We start from the raw sequence: 18,428 nt of genomic DNA, 5'->3' as shown, positions 1-18,428 counted from the left end.
CAAATAGGGACATGCCCTAGGTTTTAGGGGGATTGTGATTAAGATATAATCACAGCACAGATAATCACAGTCTAACTGGTTTTATTATCGTAATTGGTTTTATTATCATAGATGGTTTTATTATCATTAGTCATCGTCGACTTGTCCAAGACGTCTTCTTTTTGCCAAGGAAAACGACCCTCAAGTTCAACTTGTAGCGATAGGCTTAAAAAGGTTCTAATAATTACAATTACCCCAAGCACTACCACGCTTCGTAAAGTAGGTTCTGTAACTACGGTAGCCATGATATCAGCGGCAATAAGTACCTCTAACCCCAATAATATAGACTTACCAACACCCTGCCTTATGCCCAAATAAGTGTCGTGACTAAATTTAGTGGATGACATGGCCGCCTTAACAAAAGCCATTAATAAGCCCAAAAACATAATCATTACGCCAACAAACTCAACAATTTTGGCAATAAAGTCTATCGATTCAATTAAGTACTCCATCAAAAATTACCTCGTAAGTCCTTTTTGTTAATCTCAATTGGCTGCAATTTGGCCATCATGGATCACAATGATCTGATCAGCATGTTCTGTTAAAGCAGGGTCATGAGTGACCACGACCAAAGCTGTGCCAGACTGCCGCTGTAGCTCAAGCAATAGGTTCATAACTTGCTGTGCATTTTGTTCATCAAGATTACCGGTTGGCTCATCGGCAAAGATAATCTTAGGGCGAGCAACCAAGGCTCTAGCCAATGCAGTACGTTGCTGCTCACCTCCTGACAGTTGATGGGGTAAGCTATCGCGGCGATGAGTAAGGCCTACTGCCTCAAGTAACTGCTCAACCCGATTGGCATCAGGCTTACGTGCTATATCAAGCGGAAAGGCAATATTTTCAGCCACCGTTAGCGTTGGTAGTAAATGGAATGACTGAAATACAAATCCCATGTCTTGCTGGCGTTTTTGTGCCAACTCATCTTCTGATAGCTTAGTTAAGTTTTGGCCATCTAACCATACTTCACCGCTATCAGGATAGTCTAGTCCGGCTAATAGACCTAGAAGCGTAGATTTACCGGAGCCAGATTTACCCATGATTACCGCAAACTCACCTGCATCGATAGCGATATCAATACCTTTAATAATCTCGGTCTTGCTATCGCCAATCCTTACGCTTTTACTTAAACGATTGGCTCGTAAAAGTGCAGAATCTGTAGTGCCACTCGTCATTGGTGGTTTAAGACTTTGGCTTATGGTCATAGGTTTCGCCTTGTCGAAAAGATTGCTTATTAACTTCATGAATTTCTTGCTGTAATTGTCTATATCTTACTTTTAAATCTTCAGGCATCTTTTGTAGTAATTCGTTAAGTTTCTTCATTTTAAATGCCAGATAGAGACTAAAGATACCAGTGGTAATGAATGCTAGACTTGTCCAAACAATAATGGTGAAACCGGCAAAGGATGGTTTCCAGATCATTAAGATTGCAAAAACGACGCCCAAGACGCCTAGAGTCAATAAAGCTCCCCAATCACTGATGCCATAATCTTTTAGGTCCAAAGCGAAACTAATGGCACTAATCGCTCGGAATAAAATTAGGAAGCCGATATAGAAGCTTAAGGTCAACATCGAAACTTCAGGATTGTCCAATAATAAGCCACCAACTACTGTGGTCAAAATACCAAAGGCGAGCATCCAGCCCCAGTTGTCCATTTCGTTTTTATTGACCAAGGCAAAGCCAATCTCTGAAACACCTGCAAACAAAAACGATAGACTAAATAAAATCGACAACGCTAAATAAGAGGCAACTGGTGACACAAGGGTATAAATACCCAATGCAATAAAGATAGTGCCGACAATGGCTAAGATATACCAATGATTTATGGTATTGGTAAAAGTCTTAAATATACTTTTTCTCATAATACCTCTGTTTTATCTCAGTGTTGTCTAATGGTTATTTATCTAAATTATTAATTGGTAGAGGTTTTGCCAGTTGACGGGGTGGGATGTTGCGCAACAAACGTCTCAATAGTGGGCATTAGCACAGGTATAATATTGTTATTAACTATACGAGTATAGCCTTCTTTGGTAGGGTGAATGGCATCGGCTTGGTTAAGACTTCTGTCACCGCCCACACCTTCTAAGAAGAAAGGAATAAGTGTGACTCCAGTATCTTTGGCTATTTTTGGATAGATAGCTGAGAAAGATTTGACATAGTCGTCGCCTAAGTTGTCATAAACCTGCATACCGCCTAATACTACAACGCTACCCCCATCTTGAAGACGCTTAATGGCAGTGCGAATGTTTTTATCAATCGTTGTAACATCAATGCCGCGCATGGCATCATTGGCGCCTGTGGTCAAAATAGTTATATCAGGTTTGGTTTTTAATACCCAATCCAAACGATTGACAAGACCACTACTGGTTTCACCGCTTAAGCCAGAATTAATGACTTTGGCATTGACATAGCCAGCTTGTTTCAAAGCGGCTTCAAGCTGGGCTGGATAAGCGTCATTTTCAGCCACGCCTAAGCCTTCGGTCAATGAGTCACCTAGGGCTAGGATAGTTATGGGTTGTTCTATAATGGTTTTAGCAGGAGCTACAGACTGTGTGGATTCTACCTTGGTAGCCTCAGCCGTTGAGGAAGTGTTATTTTGACCCGAACTATCTGACAGCGGCGCTGATTTAGCCTCGGTAGAGGTTGCTCCACTATCTTTTGAAGTAGGTTGACAGCCTGTCATAGCCAAGCCTATAAGCAAAGACAGCGCTAATGATTTGAGCTTTAGACGTGGAAGTGAGGAAAGGTAAGACATATAAATGACCTTGCTATAACGCTATAACGAATACGCTTATGGTAGCAAGCTTGTGTCAGGATTACTGTCCGAGATTGGTTATACAACTGTTATAAATGGGACTTATAAAAATCTGAAGTTTAAAAACATTTAAGATAAATCATGAAACAAATTCATTTTATCGGAAGGCATAGTTGTAAGCACTTATGGTTTATTTAGCTATTATTTAAGTTTGAACCCTATTAGCTAAGATATCCTTTATCAGACAAAAGCTCTAAGATGATGGCACTTGGATGGTCATAACATTCGCCTGCACTTTTATGTGTCTGTTGCAGATACAAGCCGACTAAATGATAACCGACGTCATAGCCTATCCATTTGGGCATATCTTTTTGTTTATTGCCTAGAAACCACTCATTATAATCAAAAGTGTCTTTTGACCATTCAATTTTAGCCTTACTAAGATAGAATTGACGTACATCTGGCTGCAAATGTTCGACATATACGGGTCTTTTATAGCCGATCTCTTCTTCAAAATGACAAGCCAATCCTTCTAATATCATAGCATCAAATAAGCTTTTGCCATAACCAACTGTAGATTCACGACAAGCATGATGTGTTTCATGTGCTAACGTTGCGATAAAGTTATCGTCAAACGACTTTAATAAATAGTCATTTGTGATATCTAATGCCATTTGTATCTCATATTGGTTTACGCAGTATGCACCAATACCCACTTCAGGCACGACATATTTACCTGATTTAATCACCAAATCAGTTGTAAAACCGGCAAAATTCATATGCTTCGATAAAATTATTTCAGCATTCGATGTTAAATTTATAATCCTAGTTTCAAATACAGTTAATTCCTTTGACGCATTTAAAATGTGTACATTAAAGGACATAACGTAACCCTATAAAAATAAATAGTAAATAAGATAATTGAGAGATTACTAGCCTTAACGAATGATTGCCTTTAACGAATGATTGCCTTTAATCAATATCTATCTCTAATGAATGATTGCTTTTAATGAATTTTGCCTTTAACGAATAACTAGTGTTTAACTAATTTTTGGCCTTAACCAATTACTGACGATCGTGCCCACTATAGCTGTTGGTCATAAAGCTCACGAACCACTTCACCAATAACTTTAATACCGGTCTCCAAGGTTTCATCACTAGCAGCAATACTCATCCGAATACATTGATGGGCATGCGGATAGTTGTCCGTATCAAGACCGGGATAGAAATGCTCGCTAGGCACAATCAAAGTCGCTTTTTGTTTTAAGCGCTCGTACAGCTCAGTGGTGCTGATCGGCAAATCTTTGAACCATACCCATAAAAATATCGCCCCTTCAGGTTTATGTACCAAAACTGGATAGTTGCCCATTTCAGCTTTGATGTGACGGATAGCAAGCTTGGCTTTATTTGCATAAAAGGGCTGGATAGTATCGTCACACAGTTGTTTTAGACTGTCATCATTGAGTAAGGGTGTGGTAATGGCCGCCCCAAAACGAGTTGGTGCAAGGTTGATCACGGCATTCATTGCACTCACCGTTTTTACCACTTCAGGGGGCGCTATAACAATACCCGTACGTGCTCCAGGTAAGCCAATTTTGGACAAACTAAAGCACAAAATGGTATTGCTATCCCAGTTTAGGGAGACGTTTGGATAGATGATATTGGGGAATGGTTCACCGTAAGCATTGTCGATAATCAGGGGTACATCGTACTGTTTGGCAATTTGAGCCAAATGCGCCATTTCTTCATCGGTCAATACATTGCCTGTCGGGTTGGTAGGCCGAGAACAACAAATTGCACCGATTTCTCCGTTTTTTAGGGCTGGTAGGTTCTCTAAAGCCTCAAAATCTACTTTGTATTTAAAGAAGCCTTCCTCCCCATCATGAGTAACTTCTTCGATGTCGGGCTCAATAGAGATGAAGTGTTTGCCATCAATTTGAACATCACTATATCCGATATATTCAGGTGCTAAGGGCAATAAAATAGACTTGGTATTAACTTCGCCATTTTCATCTTCAAACTTACCGCCAAATAAGTTGAATAAATAGAAGAAGGCATTTTGTGAACCGTTGGTTAATACAATATTGTCCGAGGTAAGGTTCCAATTGTAGTGACGGTTAAAGAAGGCGACCAAGGCTTCAATAAACTTTGCGTCTCCTTGCGGGTTTGAGTAGTTACCAATCGACTCAATAGCACCACCTTCGATACCGCCGTTTTCAAGCGATTTATAAACATTAAAATAGGCTTCGTTTACTTTAGCAATGCGGGCAGGATTACCACCACCTAGCATATTGACAGGTGTTGGGCTTTGAAGTGCGTCGCCTAAGTCATCCATTAATTGAGAGATTGCGCTGGTTTTGACGAATTGTTGACCGTATTTTGAAAACTTCATAAAGATACCATTTGGGTTGTTTTTTTTTGCAAAAAAGAAAGTTAAGAGATAAGTTTGAGTATGTAGAATTTCGATATTAACTTAGATTTAAATTAGACTAGTACTTAAGCAGGCTTGCCGTCAATCATTATAGGACGACTGGCCAGCCAAGCAATGATTACATTAAATATGGTTAAAATTAAAATAAATAATAAGGGTCCATCCCAAGTATTGGTTCGCTCGTATAGCCAACCTGCCCCAAAAGGCCCTACAAAAGCTACCAAATATGCCACAGTTTGTGCCATCCCAGACAATTTACTCGACTGATTTGGGGTGTAAGTGCGTAAAGAAAATAACATGATACATAAGGTAAATATGGCAGCGCAGCCCAATCCCATAATAGCGGTCCAAACCACTGGCATCAACGAAGGTAGATAAGCGATACCCATTAAGCCGATGACATTTAGCAATGAGGCTACCAATGATACGGTTTGAAGCTTTATGCCACGGTTACGAATTAACCAGGTCATACTAATAATGGCAATAGGCGCCATAAACTGGAAGATTGAGCCCATAGTGCCGGCTTCAATTTCAGATAAACCTTTGCTAATCCAAATCGAAGGCAAAAAAGCGGCAATAGTGTAAAATAATAATGATTGTAAACCCATAAAGGCTGCTAGCTGCCAAGCCAGTGGCGACTTCCATACCGAAGTTGCTTCTTGCATAGCCTCCTCATCGGTTAGCACTACCGTTGGCTTTTGGTGCGAAGCGCCTAGTTTTAATCTTAGTATAATCCACGCAATAAGAGCCCCGATTCCAAGTATAGCCCAACCGCCAAGTGCCCACTGCCAACCAATTTGTTCCGACAGGGGATAAACCACTCCTGATACAATCCCAGCCATCATGGACATAGTTAAACTAAATATACTGGTGACTAGAGCAATATTATTAGGCGTATGCTGCTTGATTATGGGAGCAATCAAAGTATTGGCAAAACCAATAGCCAATGACAACAAAACAGTACCTAACAAAAACCCGTGCCAATCAAGCCAAGTAGAACGCATTATAATGCCAATGGTAAGCACAATAATGACTATAATCAAGGTGTTTTCTAAACCTAAACGCTTACCAATTGCAGGAGAAATAAGGGCCCCAAATGCAAACATTAGCATAGGAATGGCACCGAGCCATCCAATATGCGTAGCACTAAGGTTAAGGGCATCTTGTACTATTGGAGCAATAGAACCTAACGCCACAATAGGTGAACGCATGTTACTGGCCATTAACATAATGGCGATAACCACCAACCAAAATACGGAACGGGGTGCCTTACTCGTGGAGCTAGGGCTAGATTTAACAGCAGAGGTAGACACAAAATTAGACATATCTAAACACTTACTAGGAACAGAAGGGTGGAAGTTCAATCTTATAAAAAAACCATCGCTTAAGGATGGTTTAACTATAACAGAGAGTTTAGGGCTTAAGGTATCCCATACGTAGCCCCTAATCCTTATAAGGCTAAGCAGCTATACGTTGGATCAAAATTTATGGCGCATTTTTTTGCACATATTAAAAGGTTGAGTTTATAGGTGATTAAATGGCAGATTTACCCAGTTGATCAGCTTTTTTGCTATCCTGCTTGGCGTCATCGCTAATCTTATCGCACTTGTTAGGATCATCGCCGCAGAACTGACAGGTTTCATCTCCCATGAGATTTGCTACACGACCACAAGAACCACGAAGCGGTTCTTTTTTTACCATATAACCGATACCCATCATCAGAAAAAATAGCACGAATACGCCAAATGTAATGATTAGCATAGGGAGAAGTTGAGCGAGCATAATAACCTCACTTAGCGTTTAATAGCTTGAGTATTTGATCTATCAAAGTCTTATATCAAGCCGTATTAGTAATACATGATTAAGCTTATTGTATCATACTCGAACGAATACACGGTTTGATGGTGCTACCTAAGCTGTAACCGAATGTCATTGAAATGAGCCTAATAATTGTAGTAGTTGGTTATTTTAAATTACCCCCTCTTAAGGATTTCATAGCCGGAGTTTCAACCACTTCCCAATAAGCCAGTGGATCGGCTTTGTTCTTTTTAATCTCTTCAAGGGATGGCACTTCATCGTGGATTTTACCATCTTTAGGAATAACAAAAAGCACCGCTAAATGATGCCCAGTAGCAGTGGCCAATGCCTTCTCATAAGGCATAGCGGTCAAGGCAGTGGCCCAAGCATCTGCTAACGAAACGGTATCGGCTATAACAGAGACAGAGGGCGCACCGCCCGCAATCGGTTGACCAGTTGTTGGATCAATAGTATGGCTGTAGCGGCGACCATTGAACACTATCGAATTACGATAGTTACCAGAGGTGGCTAAGTGCATATTATTGGTGGAGGTGGGTTGACGAATGGCTGCTAGGGTATAACGCTCGCTTACTGTGCTGTCAATGATCGGCGCATCAATGGCGATTTGCCATGACTGTCCCTTTTGATTAATCCCTGAAGTTGAGACTTCACCCCCAATCTCAACCATATAATTATTAATCTTATAGTCTTTATGCAGTACCTCAGCAATCACATCGACGCCATAGCCTTTGGCGATAGCTGAGAAGTCGAGTGCCACATCTGGCTTGTCTTTGATCAGCTTATCGCCATCTAGCTTGACGCCTTTGAAGTCAAGTAATGCTTTCGCTTTCGCAATTTCAGAATCATTTGGCGGGTTTTGTAATCTCTCTGCAGTCATCACTGTGCCAAAGCCCCATAGATTAATCAGCGGCATCACAGTAGGGTCAAATGCACCGCCTGATTGCGCATACACTTGTTTAGAGTCGCTCATTACTTTGATGAAATCTGGATCGACGCTTATTGACTCTCCTGCGCCCAAACGGTTGAATTTAGAGATGGTTGAGTCTTTGATATAAGTCGACATGCTCAGATTAATCTGTTGCAGGCGCTTATCGATAGCCTGCTGTATTTCCTGCTGTTCAACGCCTTTAGGATTTTGGAAACTAATGTGATAGCTGGTGCCCATGGTTTCCCCTTGGATATAATCGTAGGTAGGGGGTTGGTCGCAGCCACTCATTATCACAGAGCCGGACAGCACAATCGAGCCGATGAGTACTTTTGAGGTAGACCAATTATAGGATAACCCAGAGCATGGTAATAGTGAGGAGTATAAAGGCTTCATAAGCGAATTTTTCTAAAATAAAAAAGAAAGACTGATACAAAGCGGGGTTTTATATCAGTATAGGTGGGCGTATTTTAACGCTATTAACAGGCTTTGTCCCAGCATTGCTAGGTTACTTTTGACCGGCGAATAAGTTTATACAGCTTAGTCGGAGAGAGACGATTTATTAGGGTAGCTATTTTTTCTTTCTGACCAGCTACAATGATATATTCCTCATTACTTCTAAGCGCTTGTATGGTTTGTTTGGCAAAAGCTTTTGCTGTAAGTCCATTTCCAGTAGCCTCGTCCATAGTACCTTGGACGCTACCATCTGCAGTAAGGGCGTTGATTGAGACATTGGTTTGAATAAAGCCTGGGAAGACGGTGGCCACATTGATGTTGTGATCACTAAGTTCAGCCCGTAAACTGTTGGCCCACATGTGAATTGCTGATTTAGCTGCCCCATACGCGCCGCGATACTGCGTACCAAGGAGGCCAGCCACGCTTGAGACCATAACCACTTTGCCGCCGCCGTTTGCAATCATATCGGGTAGCACCAAGCGGGTCAGTCGGGTTTGCGCAAAATAATCGATTTCCATTAATTGACGCTCTACTTCCTCTGTGGTTTCCATTATCAGTGAACGCTGACTGACACCGGCGTTATTAATAAGCCAATCTATTCGGCCTGCTTGTTGGATAACCGTGGCATACGCGTTATTAGTCTGCACCTCATCCAATATATTAAATGGCACTATCAAATGTTTATTGGACTGTTTACATTTATCTTTAACCGCTTCTAATTTTTTAGTATTGCGGCCACTTAATATCACTGCAGCTCCGCTGCGGGCACACTCAAGTGCTAATGCCTCACCAAGCCCACTTGAGGCGCCAGTAATCCAAATGGTCAATTGTTTAAAGTTAGGTTTATTAGCATCCTTTCTTATCTTGGGTTTCATAAGCATCCTTTCTTATCGAAGTAGTTAAGCCATTAAAAGATTATACCAGTTAAAAATTCAACTCAGAAAAAAAGCCTCAGTTTGAATTGAGGCTCTTAATGTAAACAGTCAGTCTGCAATTTAACGGTTACTATTTAACAGTAACTGTTTAATGAGAACTATTTAACAGCTACTATTTTTTGAGTGTCTACTTATCTTCAACTAGATACTGAAGTCATTAACTAGCTACTGAAGTCATTAACTAGCTACTGAAGTCATTAACTAGCCACCTTAACTAGCCACCAAAGTCATCAAGTAAAATATTCTCATCTTCAACGCCTAGATTATGAAGCATGTTGATAACGGCGGCGTTCATCACCGGTGGCCCACACATATAGTACTCACAATCCTCTGGGTTAGGATGGTCTTTTAAGTACTCTTCATACAATACGTTGTGAATGAATCCAGTATACCCCTCCCAGTTGTCTTCAGGAAGCGGATCAGATAACGCCACGTGCCATTCAAAGTTATCAAACTGTTGTTGTAGCATGTCATAATCTTCAACATAAAACATTTCACGTATTGAACGAGCACCGTACCAAAAGCTGATTTTACGGTTTGAACGAAGGCGCTTTAACTGATCAAAAATGTGCGAGCGCATTGGTGCCATACCTGCACCACCACCAATAAATATCATCTCAGCCTCAGTCTCTTTGGCAAAGAATTCGCCATAAGGTCCTGATACTGTTATTTTATCGCCAGGCTTTAAGCTAAACACATAGGATGACATCTTGCCTGGTGGAATGCCTTCAGGACCACGAGGTGGGGGACTGGCAATACGGATATTAAATTTGATGATACCTTTTTCGTCAGGGTAGTTGGCCATTGAATAGGCACGAATCACCTCTTCATCTACTTTAGAGACGTATTTAAATAGACCGAAATGATCCCAGTCACCACGATATTCTTCTGCGATATCGAAGTCTTTATAATGCACTTCATGTGGTGGTGCTTCCAACTGCACATAACCACCGGCACGGAAGTTAACTTCTTCACCATCTGGAATTTTTAATACCAACTCTTTAATAAAGGTGGCCACGTTGTCATTTGAGACAACCTCACATTCCCACTTTTGTACATCAAAGAATTCAGGGTCAATCTCAATTTGCATGTCTTGCTTTACCGCAACCTGGCATGCTAAACGCAAGTTATCGCGTATTTCGCCTTGAGTGAAGTGACCTTCTTCTGTAGGTAGAATTGAGCCACCACCTTCAATAACTCTACAGCGACACTGGGCACACGTTCCGCCGCCACCGCAAGCTGAAGATAAGAAGATACCTTCACTTGCTAGAGTTTGTAATAGTTTACCACCGGCTGGGGTCACTACGTCATTGTCAGGATTGTCATTAATATGAATAGTGACATCCCCTGAACTGACCAATCTTGAGCGGGCAGTCAAAATAATGGCTACCAGACTCATGATAATCAGGGTAAACATGGCGACGCCGCCAATGGCGGTACCAAATAACTCCATGGTTTTTGTCCTTTTTTTTATATTAAATTCGCAAGTTATTTACTACTTGGATAAGGTAAGTCGGTTAAATTGACATACCACCAAATGACATAAATCCAAGCGACATCAATCCGACGGTAATAAAAGTAATACCTAAACCGCGTAATGGCGCAGGCACATCTGAGTATTTGAGCTTTTCACGGATACCCGCTAATAAAGCAATCGCTAGTGCCCAACCAAAACCAGCACCAACACCATAAGTTAGGGATTCAGTGAAGTTATAGTCACGCTCAACCATAAATAATACGCCACCCATGATGGCACAGTTAACGGTGATTAGCGGTAAGAATACCCCAAGTGCGTTATATAATGAGGGCACAAACTTATCCAAGAACATCTCAAGAATCTGAACTGTTGCTGCAATCAAAGCGATGTAACTTAGCAGGCCTAAAAAGCTCAAATCAATATCTGGGAAACCGGCCCAAGCCAATGCGCCATCTTTTAGGATAAATTGAAATAATAGGTTGTTTAGCGGCACGGTGATACTCATAACCACGATAACTGCTACCCCAAGACCAATGGCGGTTGATACTTTTTTTGATACTGCCAAGAAGGTACACATGCCTAAGAAGTAGGCTAGCGCCATATTTTCAATAAAAACAGACGTGATAAATAGACTGACATAATGTCCCATTAGTGACCTCCCCCGTGCGCCATATTTTTCGACTGAGGTTTAATAACAAATTCAGCTTCTTCAACTTGCTCAGGCTTCCATATACGTATTACTGTTATAAATAAGGCAATAATAAAGAAAGCAGAAGGTGGTAGCAGCAATAAGCCATTTGGCACATACCATCCACCATCGTTTACAGTATTGAGTAAGGTAATGCCTAAGACACTGCCACTGCCTAACAATTCACGAATAACGGCTACAAATAGTAGCACTGCAGAATAGCCAAGCCCGTTACCGATACCATCTAAAAAGCTAGGTACGGGTGGATTGCTCATGGCAAATGCTTCGGCACGGCCCATAACGATACAGTTGGTGATAATCAAACCAATAAACACCGATAGTGACTTACTCACATCATAAGCCACTGCTTTTAGAATCTGATCCACTACAATGACCAGTGATGCGATAATTGTCATCTGTACAATAATACGGATGCTTGAGGGAATGCGATTGCGGATGAATGAGATAAAAAAGCTTGAAAACGCCGTCACCAATGTCAATGCGATGCACATAACCATAGCGTTTTTAACGCTGGTCGTTACAGCCAATGCCGAACAAATACCTAAGATTTGCAAGGCAATAGGGTTGTTGTCAAATATAGGTGTGGTTAAGATTTTTTTAGTCACTGTTGCCATATTATGCCTCCTCGCCCACAGTGGATACTGTTGGGGCAGCTAAATCTTGTTTAGTGCTGGCAGTCGCTTTAGTGTTAGAGCTACCTTCACGAAGATGTTCTAAAAATGGTTTATAACCTCGGTCGCCCAACCAAAACTGTACAAGGTTATTTACGCCGCGACTGGTTATGGTAGCGCCACTAATACCATCAATAGGCTTACCTTTACCGACGCCAACAAACACATCACCTTGCTTATCATAGGCAGGCACACCTTGCCATTGATCACGCCATTTTTTTTCTTCGATACGGGCGCCAAGACCTGGGGTTTCTTTGTGGGCGTACCAACTAATACCTTTGATAGTATTTAAGTCACCCTCTAAGGTTAAGAAACCATAAATTGTTCCCCATAAGCCATAACCATGAATAGGTAAAACGACCAATTCAGGTTTGCCAGCCGCATCGCTTTTTATATAAACTTTAGCAAATTTAGGGGTGGCGCCGATACGAGCAGGATCATCATCGCCTAAGTCTCTGCTTAATGCTTTATTCTTTGAGGCCTGATCGGCATCGTAAGTATTAACATCACTAATATCAGCGGCTGCTAGCTGCTCATCTGTTACGTATTCGCCACTTTGCAAGTCAATCAACTTAACGTCAAATTCTGCAAAGCGTTTTTCAACATCAGCATTGGTATCTTTATCAGGATCAAATAACCCTGCGGCCACTAAAATATTTTTGTTCAGATCTAGCAGCTTGTTTTTGTTCTGAGCGGACTTTAAGCCTACTGCTACAGCGGATACCATTACAGAACACACCAAACATAACACTAGAGCCACCATAATGGTGGTCATATTTGAGTTTGAGCTTTTCTTAGTCTGCTGGGACATGACGCATCCTCCGAGCCGTTTGACGTTTGATGTTTGCTTGAGTGACAAAGTAGTCAAATAAAGGCGCAAACAAGTTAGCAAATAAGATAGCTAGCATAATGCCTTCAGGGAAAGCGGGGTTAACAGCGCGAATAACCACTGTCATAAAGCCAATTAAGATACCATATGCCCAGCGGCCCTTATTAGTGTGAGCAGCTGATACCGGGTCGGTTGCCATAAAAACAGCGCCAAATGCGAAGCCGCCCAGTACCAAATGCCAATACCAAGGTAGATGCATCATAACGCTATCAGCAGAACCTAAAGCGTTAAATACCAATGAGGTGGCAATTAAGCCGATAACACAGCCAGCGATAATACGCCATGAAGCGATACGGGTCCAAATCAATACAATCATACCTAACAAAATAGCTAGGGTAGACACCTCTCCAATACTGCCTTGCATATTGCCTAAGAAAGCATCCATCCAAGTAACGGCTGAACCGTAAGCATCCACAAATTTGTCGGGTGTCACCCCAACCGCTGCCAAACCTAGAGGTGTGGCCCCAGAAAAGCCGTCGACAGCAGTCCATACGGTATCACCTGACATGTAAGCAGGGTAAGCAAAATATAAAAACGCTCGGCCAGATAGGGCAGGGTTTAAAAAGTTTTTGCCAGTACCGCCGAACACTTCTTTGGCGACCACAACACCGAAACTGATGCCTAATGCAACCTGCCATAAAGGAATATCTGGTGGCAGACACAGCGCAAATAGCACAGAGGTGACAAAAAAACCTTCGTTAATTTCATGACCACGTACTACAGCAAAGATAATTTCCCAAACAATACCTACTACGAAAGTCACAAGGTAAATAGGTAAAAACTGCATGGCACCATAAAAAAAGGCTGCCCAAATGCTATTGGGGTCATAGCCTACCATGTTGGTAATGGTTGTGCGCCAACCATCAGGCTGTAAACCCAGTTGACTAATGGCCATTAACGCTTGATGGCCCACGTTGTATATGCCCCAAAACATGGCTGGAAAAGTACACAACCAAACCATAATCATGATGCGTTTTAAGTCAATACCATCACGGACGTGTGCCGCAGAATGGGTCGTACTGCTTGGCTGACGTAAGAAAGTATCGAACATTTCGAACACAGCGTAGTATTTTTCAAGTTTGCCACCTTTCGAAAAATTAGGCGCTAAGCGGTCAAACATATTATGTAAAAATTTCATCAGCGTTAGCCCTCCAGCTCGATGCGAGTTAAGTTATCACGCAAGATGTCGCCAAATTCGTATTTACCCGGTGATACAAAAGTACAAAGCGCCAAATCTTCTTCATCAAGCTCTAAGGCACCAAGATCTACTGCTGAGATAATATCTTCAACAATGAGAGCTCGTAGTAACTGTGTCGGTAAATAGTCTTGTGGCATCACTTCCTCGAAGACACCAATAGGCACCATGGCACGAGGAGAGCCATTTGTGGTCGTGGTAAAGTCGTATTTTTTATTCTTAAAAAACTGCGAAATATAAATAGGCAGTTTTGAGAAACGATTAAAACCAGGACTAAAGAAATGAAATGCTGGACGATCATAACCTTCGGCAAGGACACTGACTTGATTATGAAAGCGGCCTAGATAGGCAGTCGAGCCAATGGTTTTGCGGCCCGATAATACCGAACCAGTAATCACACGATTGTCTTTGCCAGTCAATTGACCTTGAGTCAGTTCAGTTAAGTCCGCACCGCGCTCAGTGACTACCAAATGTGGTTTGGTCACGGCAGGGCCCGCTAAGCTAATTAAGCGGCGAGTGTATAGACGACCTGTGGTAAATAGCTTACCTATAGCGATCACGTCTTGGAAACCAATCGTCCAAACGGTGACTTCACGGCTGACCGGATGTAAAAAATGAATGTGTGTGCCGGCATTTCCTGCAGGGTGCTTTCCTGTAAATGCATGATACTCAGTACTATTGCCTGAGGCCGTGTTAGTCACTTTAGTTAGTCTTGCGTTGCCATGATGACAAATATAAGTTTTTGGCGTTAAAGTCGACAGTACTGCTAATCCGTCATCAAAGGCCTGTTGCTCTTGTTCAATTAGCAACATAGGGTCATAAGCCAATGGATTGGTATCCATAGCTGTGACGAAAATGGCTTGGGGACGTGTGCCAATTTCTGGACTACGACTGTAGGGACGGGTTCGAAACGCTGTCCATTCGCCAGATTTTATTAATTGCGATTCAACCGCTTCAGAATCAAGCCCAGCTAATTCCATAGAGGCATATTGCTCGAAGGTAACCTCATTAGCATCAGAGCCGGCATGGGGATCAATCTTAATAACCATACTCTCAAATACGCGGCGTTCACCACGATTGATGGCAACAACTTTGCCCGAGGCAGGTGCAGTATAAATCACCCCGACACGTTTTTTGTCTTCAAAAACCGGTTGGCCTTTAGTGACTATATCACCTTGTTTAACGTTCATGGTGGGCTTCATACCGACATAGTCGTAGCCCACAAGTGCAACGTGCTTTGGAGAATGCTGGGTGATTTCATTGCTAGGCGAGCCAGCAATCGGCAAATCAAGCCCCTTTTTGATGGTAATCATAAGCGAACTTATTCCATAAGCGAAGAAATGCCAGACGTCCTGTCGGTAGTGAACAAGCCACGAACGGTACGAAGACCGAGAGAATCTTGATGAGATAAGAGGGTATAGCAGCAGTACAGCTAAAATGCAGCTAAGACTATAAACTCGTAGTATTTTGCTTAGTTGAGAACGAGTAGGGAGACCTGTGCTAATCTCTTAACATAGAAGACAGTGGCGACTGGCTACCAAAATACATATACAATATATCCTAGGATTATACGTTAAATTACCCTAAAATTGCCAGTATGTTTCTGAATTTTACCTACTTTATTATATAAGTGTAAGTCAAGCTTTATTTTTTTAAACTTTATTTTTATTAAACACTATCTCTAATTAAGGTCTTTTATATGCTAACTTCATCAAATTCTGCCTTGAGTAATTCTTTAGATAATATAACTAAAAATGTTGCGCCTTTGCTTATCCCAGCGATTGATTTAAAGGATGGTAAATGCGTTCGTCTAAAACAAGGTCGTATGGAAGATAACACTGTATTTTCTGATGATCCGGTGGCAGTGGCCACACGTTGGGTAGATGAGGGCGCTCGCCGTTTGCATTTGGTGGACCTAAATGGCGCCTTCGATGGCGTGCCGGTGCATAAAAATGTAGTGACCGAAATTGCAAAAGCTCACCCTAATTTGCCTGTACAATTGGGTGGCGGTGTGCGTAGCTTACAGACCATTGAGCATTACTTAGCAGCAGGTCTGACCTATATCATTATTGGTACCAAAGCCGTGGAAAATCCAAAATTTGTTGAAGAGGCTTGCCGAGAGTTTGCCGGTCATATCATCGTTGGTATTGATGCCAAAGACGGTATGGTGGCGACGCATGGTTGGGCCAATGTAACCGATGTTAAGGCTATTGATTTAGCCAAGCGTTTTGCCGATGCTGGCGTGTCTTCGATTGTGTACACGGATATAGCACGTGATGGCATGATGCAAGGGGTTAATGTAGAACAAACGGTAAATTTGGCGCGTGAAGGTGGCTTACCTGTGATTGCTTCAGGCGGCGTGACTGATATGAAAGACATTGAACTGCTAAAACCTTATGGCGACTGCTTAGAGGGTATCATTACTGGTCGTGCTATCTATGAGGGGACTTTAGACTTGAGAGAAGCGCAGGCTTATTTAGATAAGTAATCATATGGATAGCTGATTAAGTTATCAAGTTATTAACTAACTAACTAACTAACTAACCAACCAATAGGATTGATCATGGCAGACTCAATGAACCAACAGCATCATCGCCGCAAAAGCGCTTGGCTTAAGCAAGTCCTATTGGTGTGGTGCGTGATGTTAGGAAGTAGTCTGCCTGCTCAAGCACTAACGCAGGAGATGGTGGCTGCTGGCGAGTCTATTATTAATGGGCAATCGGTCGCTACTGATAAATTGGCCACCACGGCGCCCAAAGACTCTAATCCTACTAATTCCGCAACAGAAGCAGAAGGCGCAACTGCAAACACCCTAGCAGATTCTCAATCTAATCAAGCAACAACCAATCAAGCAACAACAAATAGTGCTCCGGCAGCAGGCAATATTACCGAAAAAGACACCGTTATCGAGACCAGTGCCAATCAGGTCAATGATGCGGATATCAAAAAGCGCATCAGCGGTATTTACTCAGAGATTGAGGGTCTAAAGTCAGTTATTGTCAGTGTCAATCAGGGTGTGGTCAGCTTGACAGGCGAGGCGCCGAACGAAAAAAAAGCACAGCAAGCTATTAATCTTGCCAACCGAGTGAGTGATGTGGTTGCGGTTGAAGACCGAATCAGTCGAACTTTGGATGTGCAAGACAATGTTACTCCTCTTCTTACCAGTCTTAAGCAACAAACACAGGCCTTTATTAAAGCCTTGCCTTTATTGTTGGTAGCGATAGTGGTGTTTGCAGGCGTGGTGTGGTTCGGGTCTTGGCTTTCAAGACGGGATAAACTGTGGTTACGCATCACCCCAAACCCTTTTGTTGCAGAGCTTATGTCTCAAACAATAAAGGTAGTGTTTGTTATCCTTGGCTTAATTGTGGCGCTAAGTCTTTTGGGGGCTGAGGCTATTATCGGCACCTTACTAGGCGGTGCCGGCGTGGTCGGTATTGCGGTTGGTTTTGCAGTAAAAGATACGATTGAGAACTATATCGCCTCGCTGATGCTTAGTGTCCGTCAGCCTTTTCAAGCGCGGGACTTTGTGCAAATCAATGATAAAAGCGGTATTGTGGTCAGGCTCACCAGTCGTGCTACTATTTTGATGACCCAAGACGGCAATCAGTTACGTATTCCAAACTCCGAGGTTTTCAAAGCGACTATTTTAAATTTTACCAAAAATCCAGATCGCCGCTTTGACTTTAAGCTTGGCGTTGATGCCAATGACGATCCCATTGCCGCCATCAAGGTCGGATTGGATGCCATTAATAAACTGGATTTCATTCTCAAAGACCCTAAAGCGGTGGCGATTATTGATAATGTGGGTGACTCGAATATTGTATTAGAGTTTCAAGTATGGGTAAATCAAACTGACACGGATTTATTCAAGGCACGTAGTATTGCCATTCGCGAAGCCAAGCACGCCTTGGAGGACACAGGTTTTAGTTTACCCGAACCTATTTACAAGTTACGATTTGATGGCGGCGTTGAGGAGGCAATAAAAAAGGCGAATGCTCAGTTAACAGATATCGGTGCATCAAAGTCTACTGTTGGGGTCAATGTTATTCCAAGTGACGAGGCTGACACGGACAACACCACCGCCAAAACCACCAAAAAGCCTGCCAGTGCGGAAAAACAGCGTGCCAAGC

At 42.3% G+C, this 18,428-nt stretch carries 18 protein-coding genes; 2 read left to right on the top strand and 16 right to left on the bottom strand.

The annotated features are described in order from the left end of the window. Nucleotides 1-71: 71 nt before the first annotated feature. The 16 genes from QZ265_RS03540 to QZ265_RS03465 all read right to left on the bottom strand — a co-directional run bounded on the left by QZ265_RS03540 (nucleotide 72) and on the right by QZ265_RS03465 (nucleotide 15,611). A complete protein-coding gene (locus QZ265_RS03540; RefSeq protein ID WP_296403467.1) occupies nucleotides 72-491 on the bottom strand; it encodes a DUF1622 domain-containing protein in 420 nt (139 codons plus the stop codon). A 33-nt stretch (nucleotides 492-524) separates the two neighbouring features. Next, nucleotides 525-1,211, bottom strand: a complete 687-nt coding sequence (locus tag QZ265_RS03535; RefSeq protein ID WP_296403468.1) for an ABC transporter ATP-binding protein — start codon at nucleotides 1,209-1,211, stop codon at nucleotides 525-527. A 7-nt stretch (nucleotides 1,212-1,218) separates the two neighbouring features. Further along, nucleotides 1,219-1,899 (bottom strand): HdeD family acid-resistance protein, encoded by a 681-nt coding sequence (locus QZ265_RS03530; protein ID WP_296403465.1) that lies wholly within the window; start codon nucleotides 1,897-1,899, stop codon nucleotides 1,219-1,221. Nucleotides 1,900-1,949: 50 nt separating this feature from the next. Next, a complete protein-coding gene (locus tag QZ265_RS03525; RefSeq protein ID WP_296403463.1) occupies nucleotides 1,950-2,792 on the bottom strand; it encodes an arylesterase in 843 nt (280 codons plus the stop codon). A 221-nt stretch (nucleotides 2,793-3,013) separates the two neighbouring features. Next, nucleotides 3,014-3,676: a DUF2268 domain-containing putative Zn-dependent protease gene (locus QZ265_RS03520; protein WP_296403461.1), complete on the bottom strand. Its 663-nt coding sequence runs from the start codon at nucleotides 3,674-3,676 to the stop codon at nucleotides 3,014-3,016. Between the two features lie 200 nt (nucleotides 3,677-3,876). Continuing rightward, on the bottom strand, nucleotides 3,877-5,184 hold the full coding sequence (locus QZ265_RS03515) for a valine--pyruvate transaminase (protein WP_296403460.1): 1,308 nt from the start codon (nucleotides 5,182-5,184) through the stop codon (nucleotides 3,877-3,879). 104 nt (nucleotides 5,185-5,288) lie between these two features. Then, nucleotides 5,289-6,548 carry an MFS transporter gene (locus tag QZ265_RS03510; RefSeq protein ID WP_296403458.1) on the bottom strand — a complete coding sequence of 420 codons (1,260 nt, stop codon included), beginning with the start codon at nucleotides 6,546-6,548 and terminating at the stop codon, nucleotides 5,289-5,291. A 208-nt stretch (nucleotides 6,549-6,756) separates the two neighbouring features. Beyond that, nucleotides 6,757-7,005 (bottom strand): (Na+)-NQR maturation NqrM, encoded by a 249-nt coding sequence (nqrM, locus tag QZ265_RS03505; RefSeq protein WP_296403456.1) that lies wholly within the window; start codon nucleotides 7,003-7,005, stop codon nucleotides 6,757-6,759. 181 nt (nucleotides 7,006-7,186) lie between these two features. Beyond that, the gene (locus QZ265_RS03500) at nucleotides 7,187-8,362 is read right to left on the bottom strand and encodes an FAD:protein FMN transferase (protein WP_296403455.1); all 1,176 of its coding nucleotides are present in this window, start codon (nucleotides 8,360-8,362) and stop codon (nucleotides 7,187-7,189) included. A 107-nt stretch (nucleotides 8,363-8,469) separates the two neighbouring features. Continuing rightward, complete coding sequence (locus QZ265_RS03495) at nucleotides 8,470-9,297, bottom strand: SDR family NAD(P)-dependent oxidoreductase (RefSeq protein WP_296403453.1); 828 nt, start codon at nucleotides 9,295-9,297, stop codon at nucleotides 8,470-8,472. Nucleotides 9,298-9,571: 274 nt separating this feature from the next. After that, nucleotides 9,572-10,810 carry an NADH:ubiquinone reductase (Na(+)-transporting) subunit F gene (gene nqrF, locus QZ265_RS03490; RefSeq protein WP_296403451.1) on the bottom strand — a complete coding sequence of 413 codons (1,239 nt, stop codon included), beginning with the start codon at nucleotides 10,808-10,810 and terminating at the stop codon, nucleotides 9,572-9,574. A 64-nt stretch (nucleotides 10,811-10,874) separates the two neighbouring features. Continuing rightward, the gene (gene nqrE / locus QZ265_RS03485; RefSeq protein ID WP_296403449.1) at nucleotides 10,875-11,483 is read right to left on the bottom strand and encodes an NADH:ubiquinone reductase (Na(+)-transporting) subunit E; all 609 of its coding nucleotides are present in this window, start codon (nucleotides 11,481-11,483) and stop codon (nucleotides 10,875-10,877) included. Next, a complete protein-coding gene (locus QZ265_RS03480) occupies nucleotides 11,483-12,157 on the bottom strand; it encodes an NADH:ubiquinone reductase (Na(+)-transporting) subunit D (protein ID WP_296403447.1) in 675 nt (224 codons plus the stop codon). The genes nqrE and QZ265_RS03480 overlap by 1 nt, the downstream gene beginning before the upstream one ends. 1 nt (nucleotide 12,158) lies before the next feature. Next, on the bottom strand, nucleotides 12,159-13,025 hold the full coding sequence (locus tag QZ265_RS03475) for a Na(+)-translocating NADH-quinone reductase subunit C (RefSeq protein ID WP_296403445.1): 867 nt from the start codon (nucleotides 13,023-13,025) through the stop codon (nucleotides 12,159-12,161). Further along, complete coding sequence (locus tag QZ265_RS03470) at nucleotides 13,009-14,241, bottom strand: NADH:ubiquinone reductase (Na(+)-transporting) subunit B (RefSeq protein WP_296403443.1); 1,233 nt, start codon at nucleotides 14,239-14,241, stop codon at nucleotides 13,009-13,011. The genes QZ265_RS03475 and QZ265_RS03470 overlap by 17 nt, the downstream gene beginning before the upstream one ends. A gap of 5 nt (nucleotides 14,242-14,246) precedes the next feature. Further along, on the bottom strand, nucleotides 14,247-15,611 hold the full coding sequence (locus tag QZ265_RS03465; RefSeq protein ID WP_296403441.1) for a Na(+)-translocating NADH-quinone reductase subunit A: 1,365 nt from the start codon (nucleotides 15,609-15,611) through the stop codon (nucleotides 14,247-14,249). Nucleotides 15,612-15,997: 386 nt separating this feature from the next. On the opposite strand from QZ265_RS03465, the gene hisA reads away from it, so the two are divergent. Beyond that, nucleotides 15,998-16,786, top strand: coding sequence for a 1-(5-phosphoribosyl)-5-[(5-phosphoribosylamino)methylideneamino]imidazole-4-carboxamide isomerase (hisA, locus tag QZ265_RS03460; protein ID WP_296403439.1), 789 nt, complete (start codon nucleotides 15,998-16,000; stop codon nucleotides 16,784-16,786). A 75-nt stretch (nucleotides 16,787-16,861) separates the two neighbouring features. Beyond that, the coding region (locus QZ265_RS03455; RefSeq protein WP_296403438.1) for a mechanosensitive ion channel domain-containing protein at nucleotides 16,862-18,428 on the top strand (1,567 nt) is incomplete at its 3' end.

Origin of the sequence: Psychrobacter sp. (genome assembly GCF_018260395.1) — a bacterium.
Lineage (GTDB): Bacteria > Pseudomonadota > Gammaproteobacteria > Pseudomonadales > Moraxellaceae > Psychrobacter.
The sequence above is the reverse complement of the archived record's forward strand: the minus strand, read 5'-3'. Positions and strand labels throughout refer to the sequence as shown.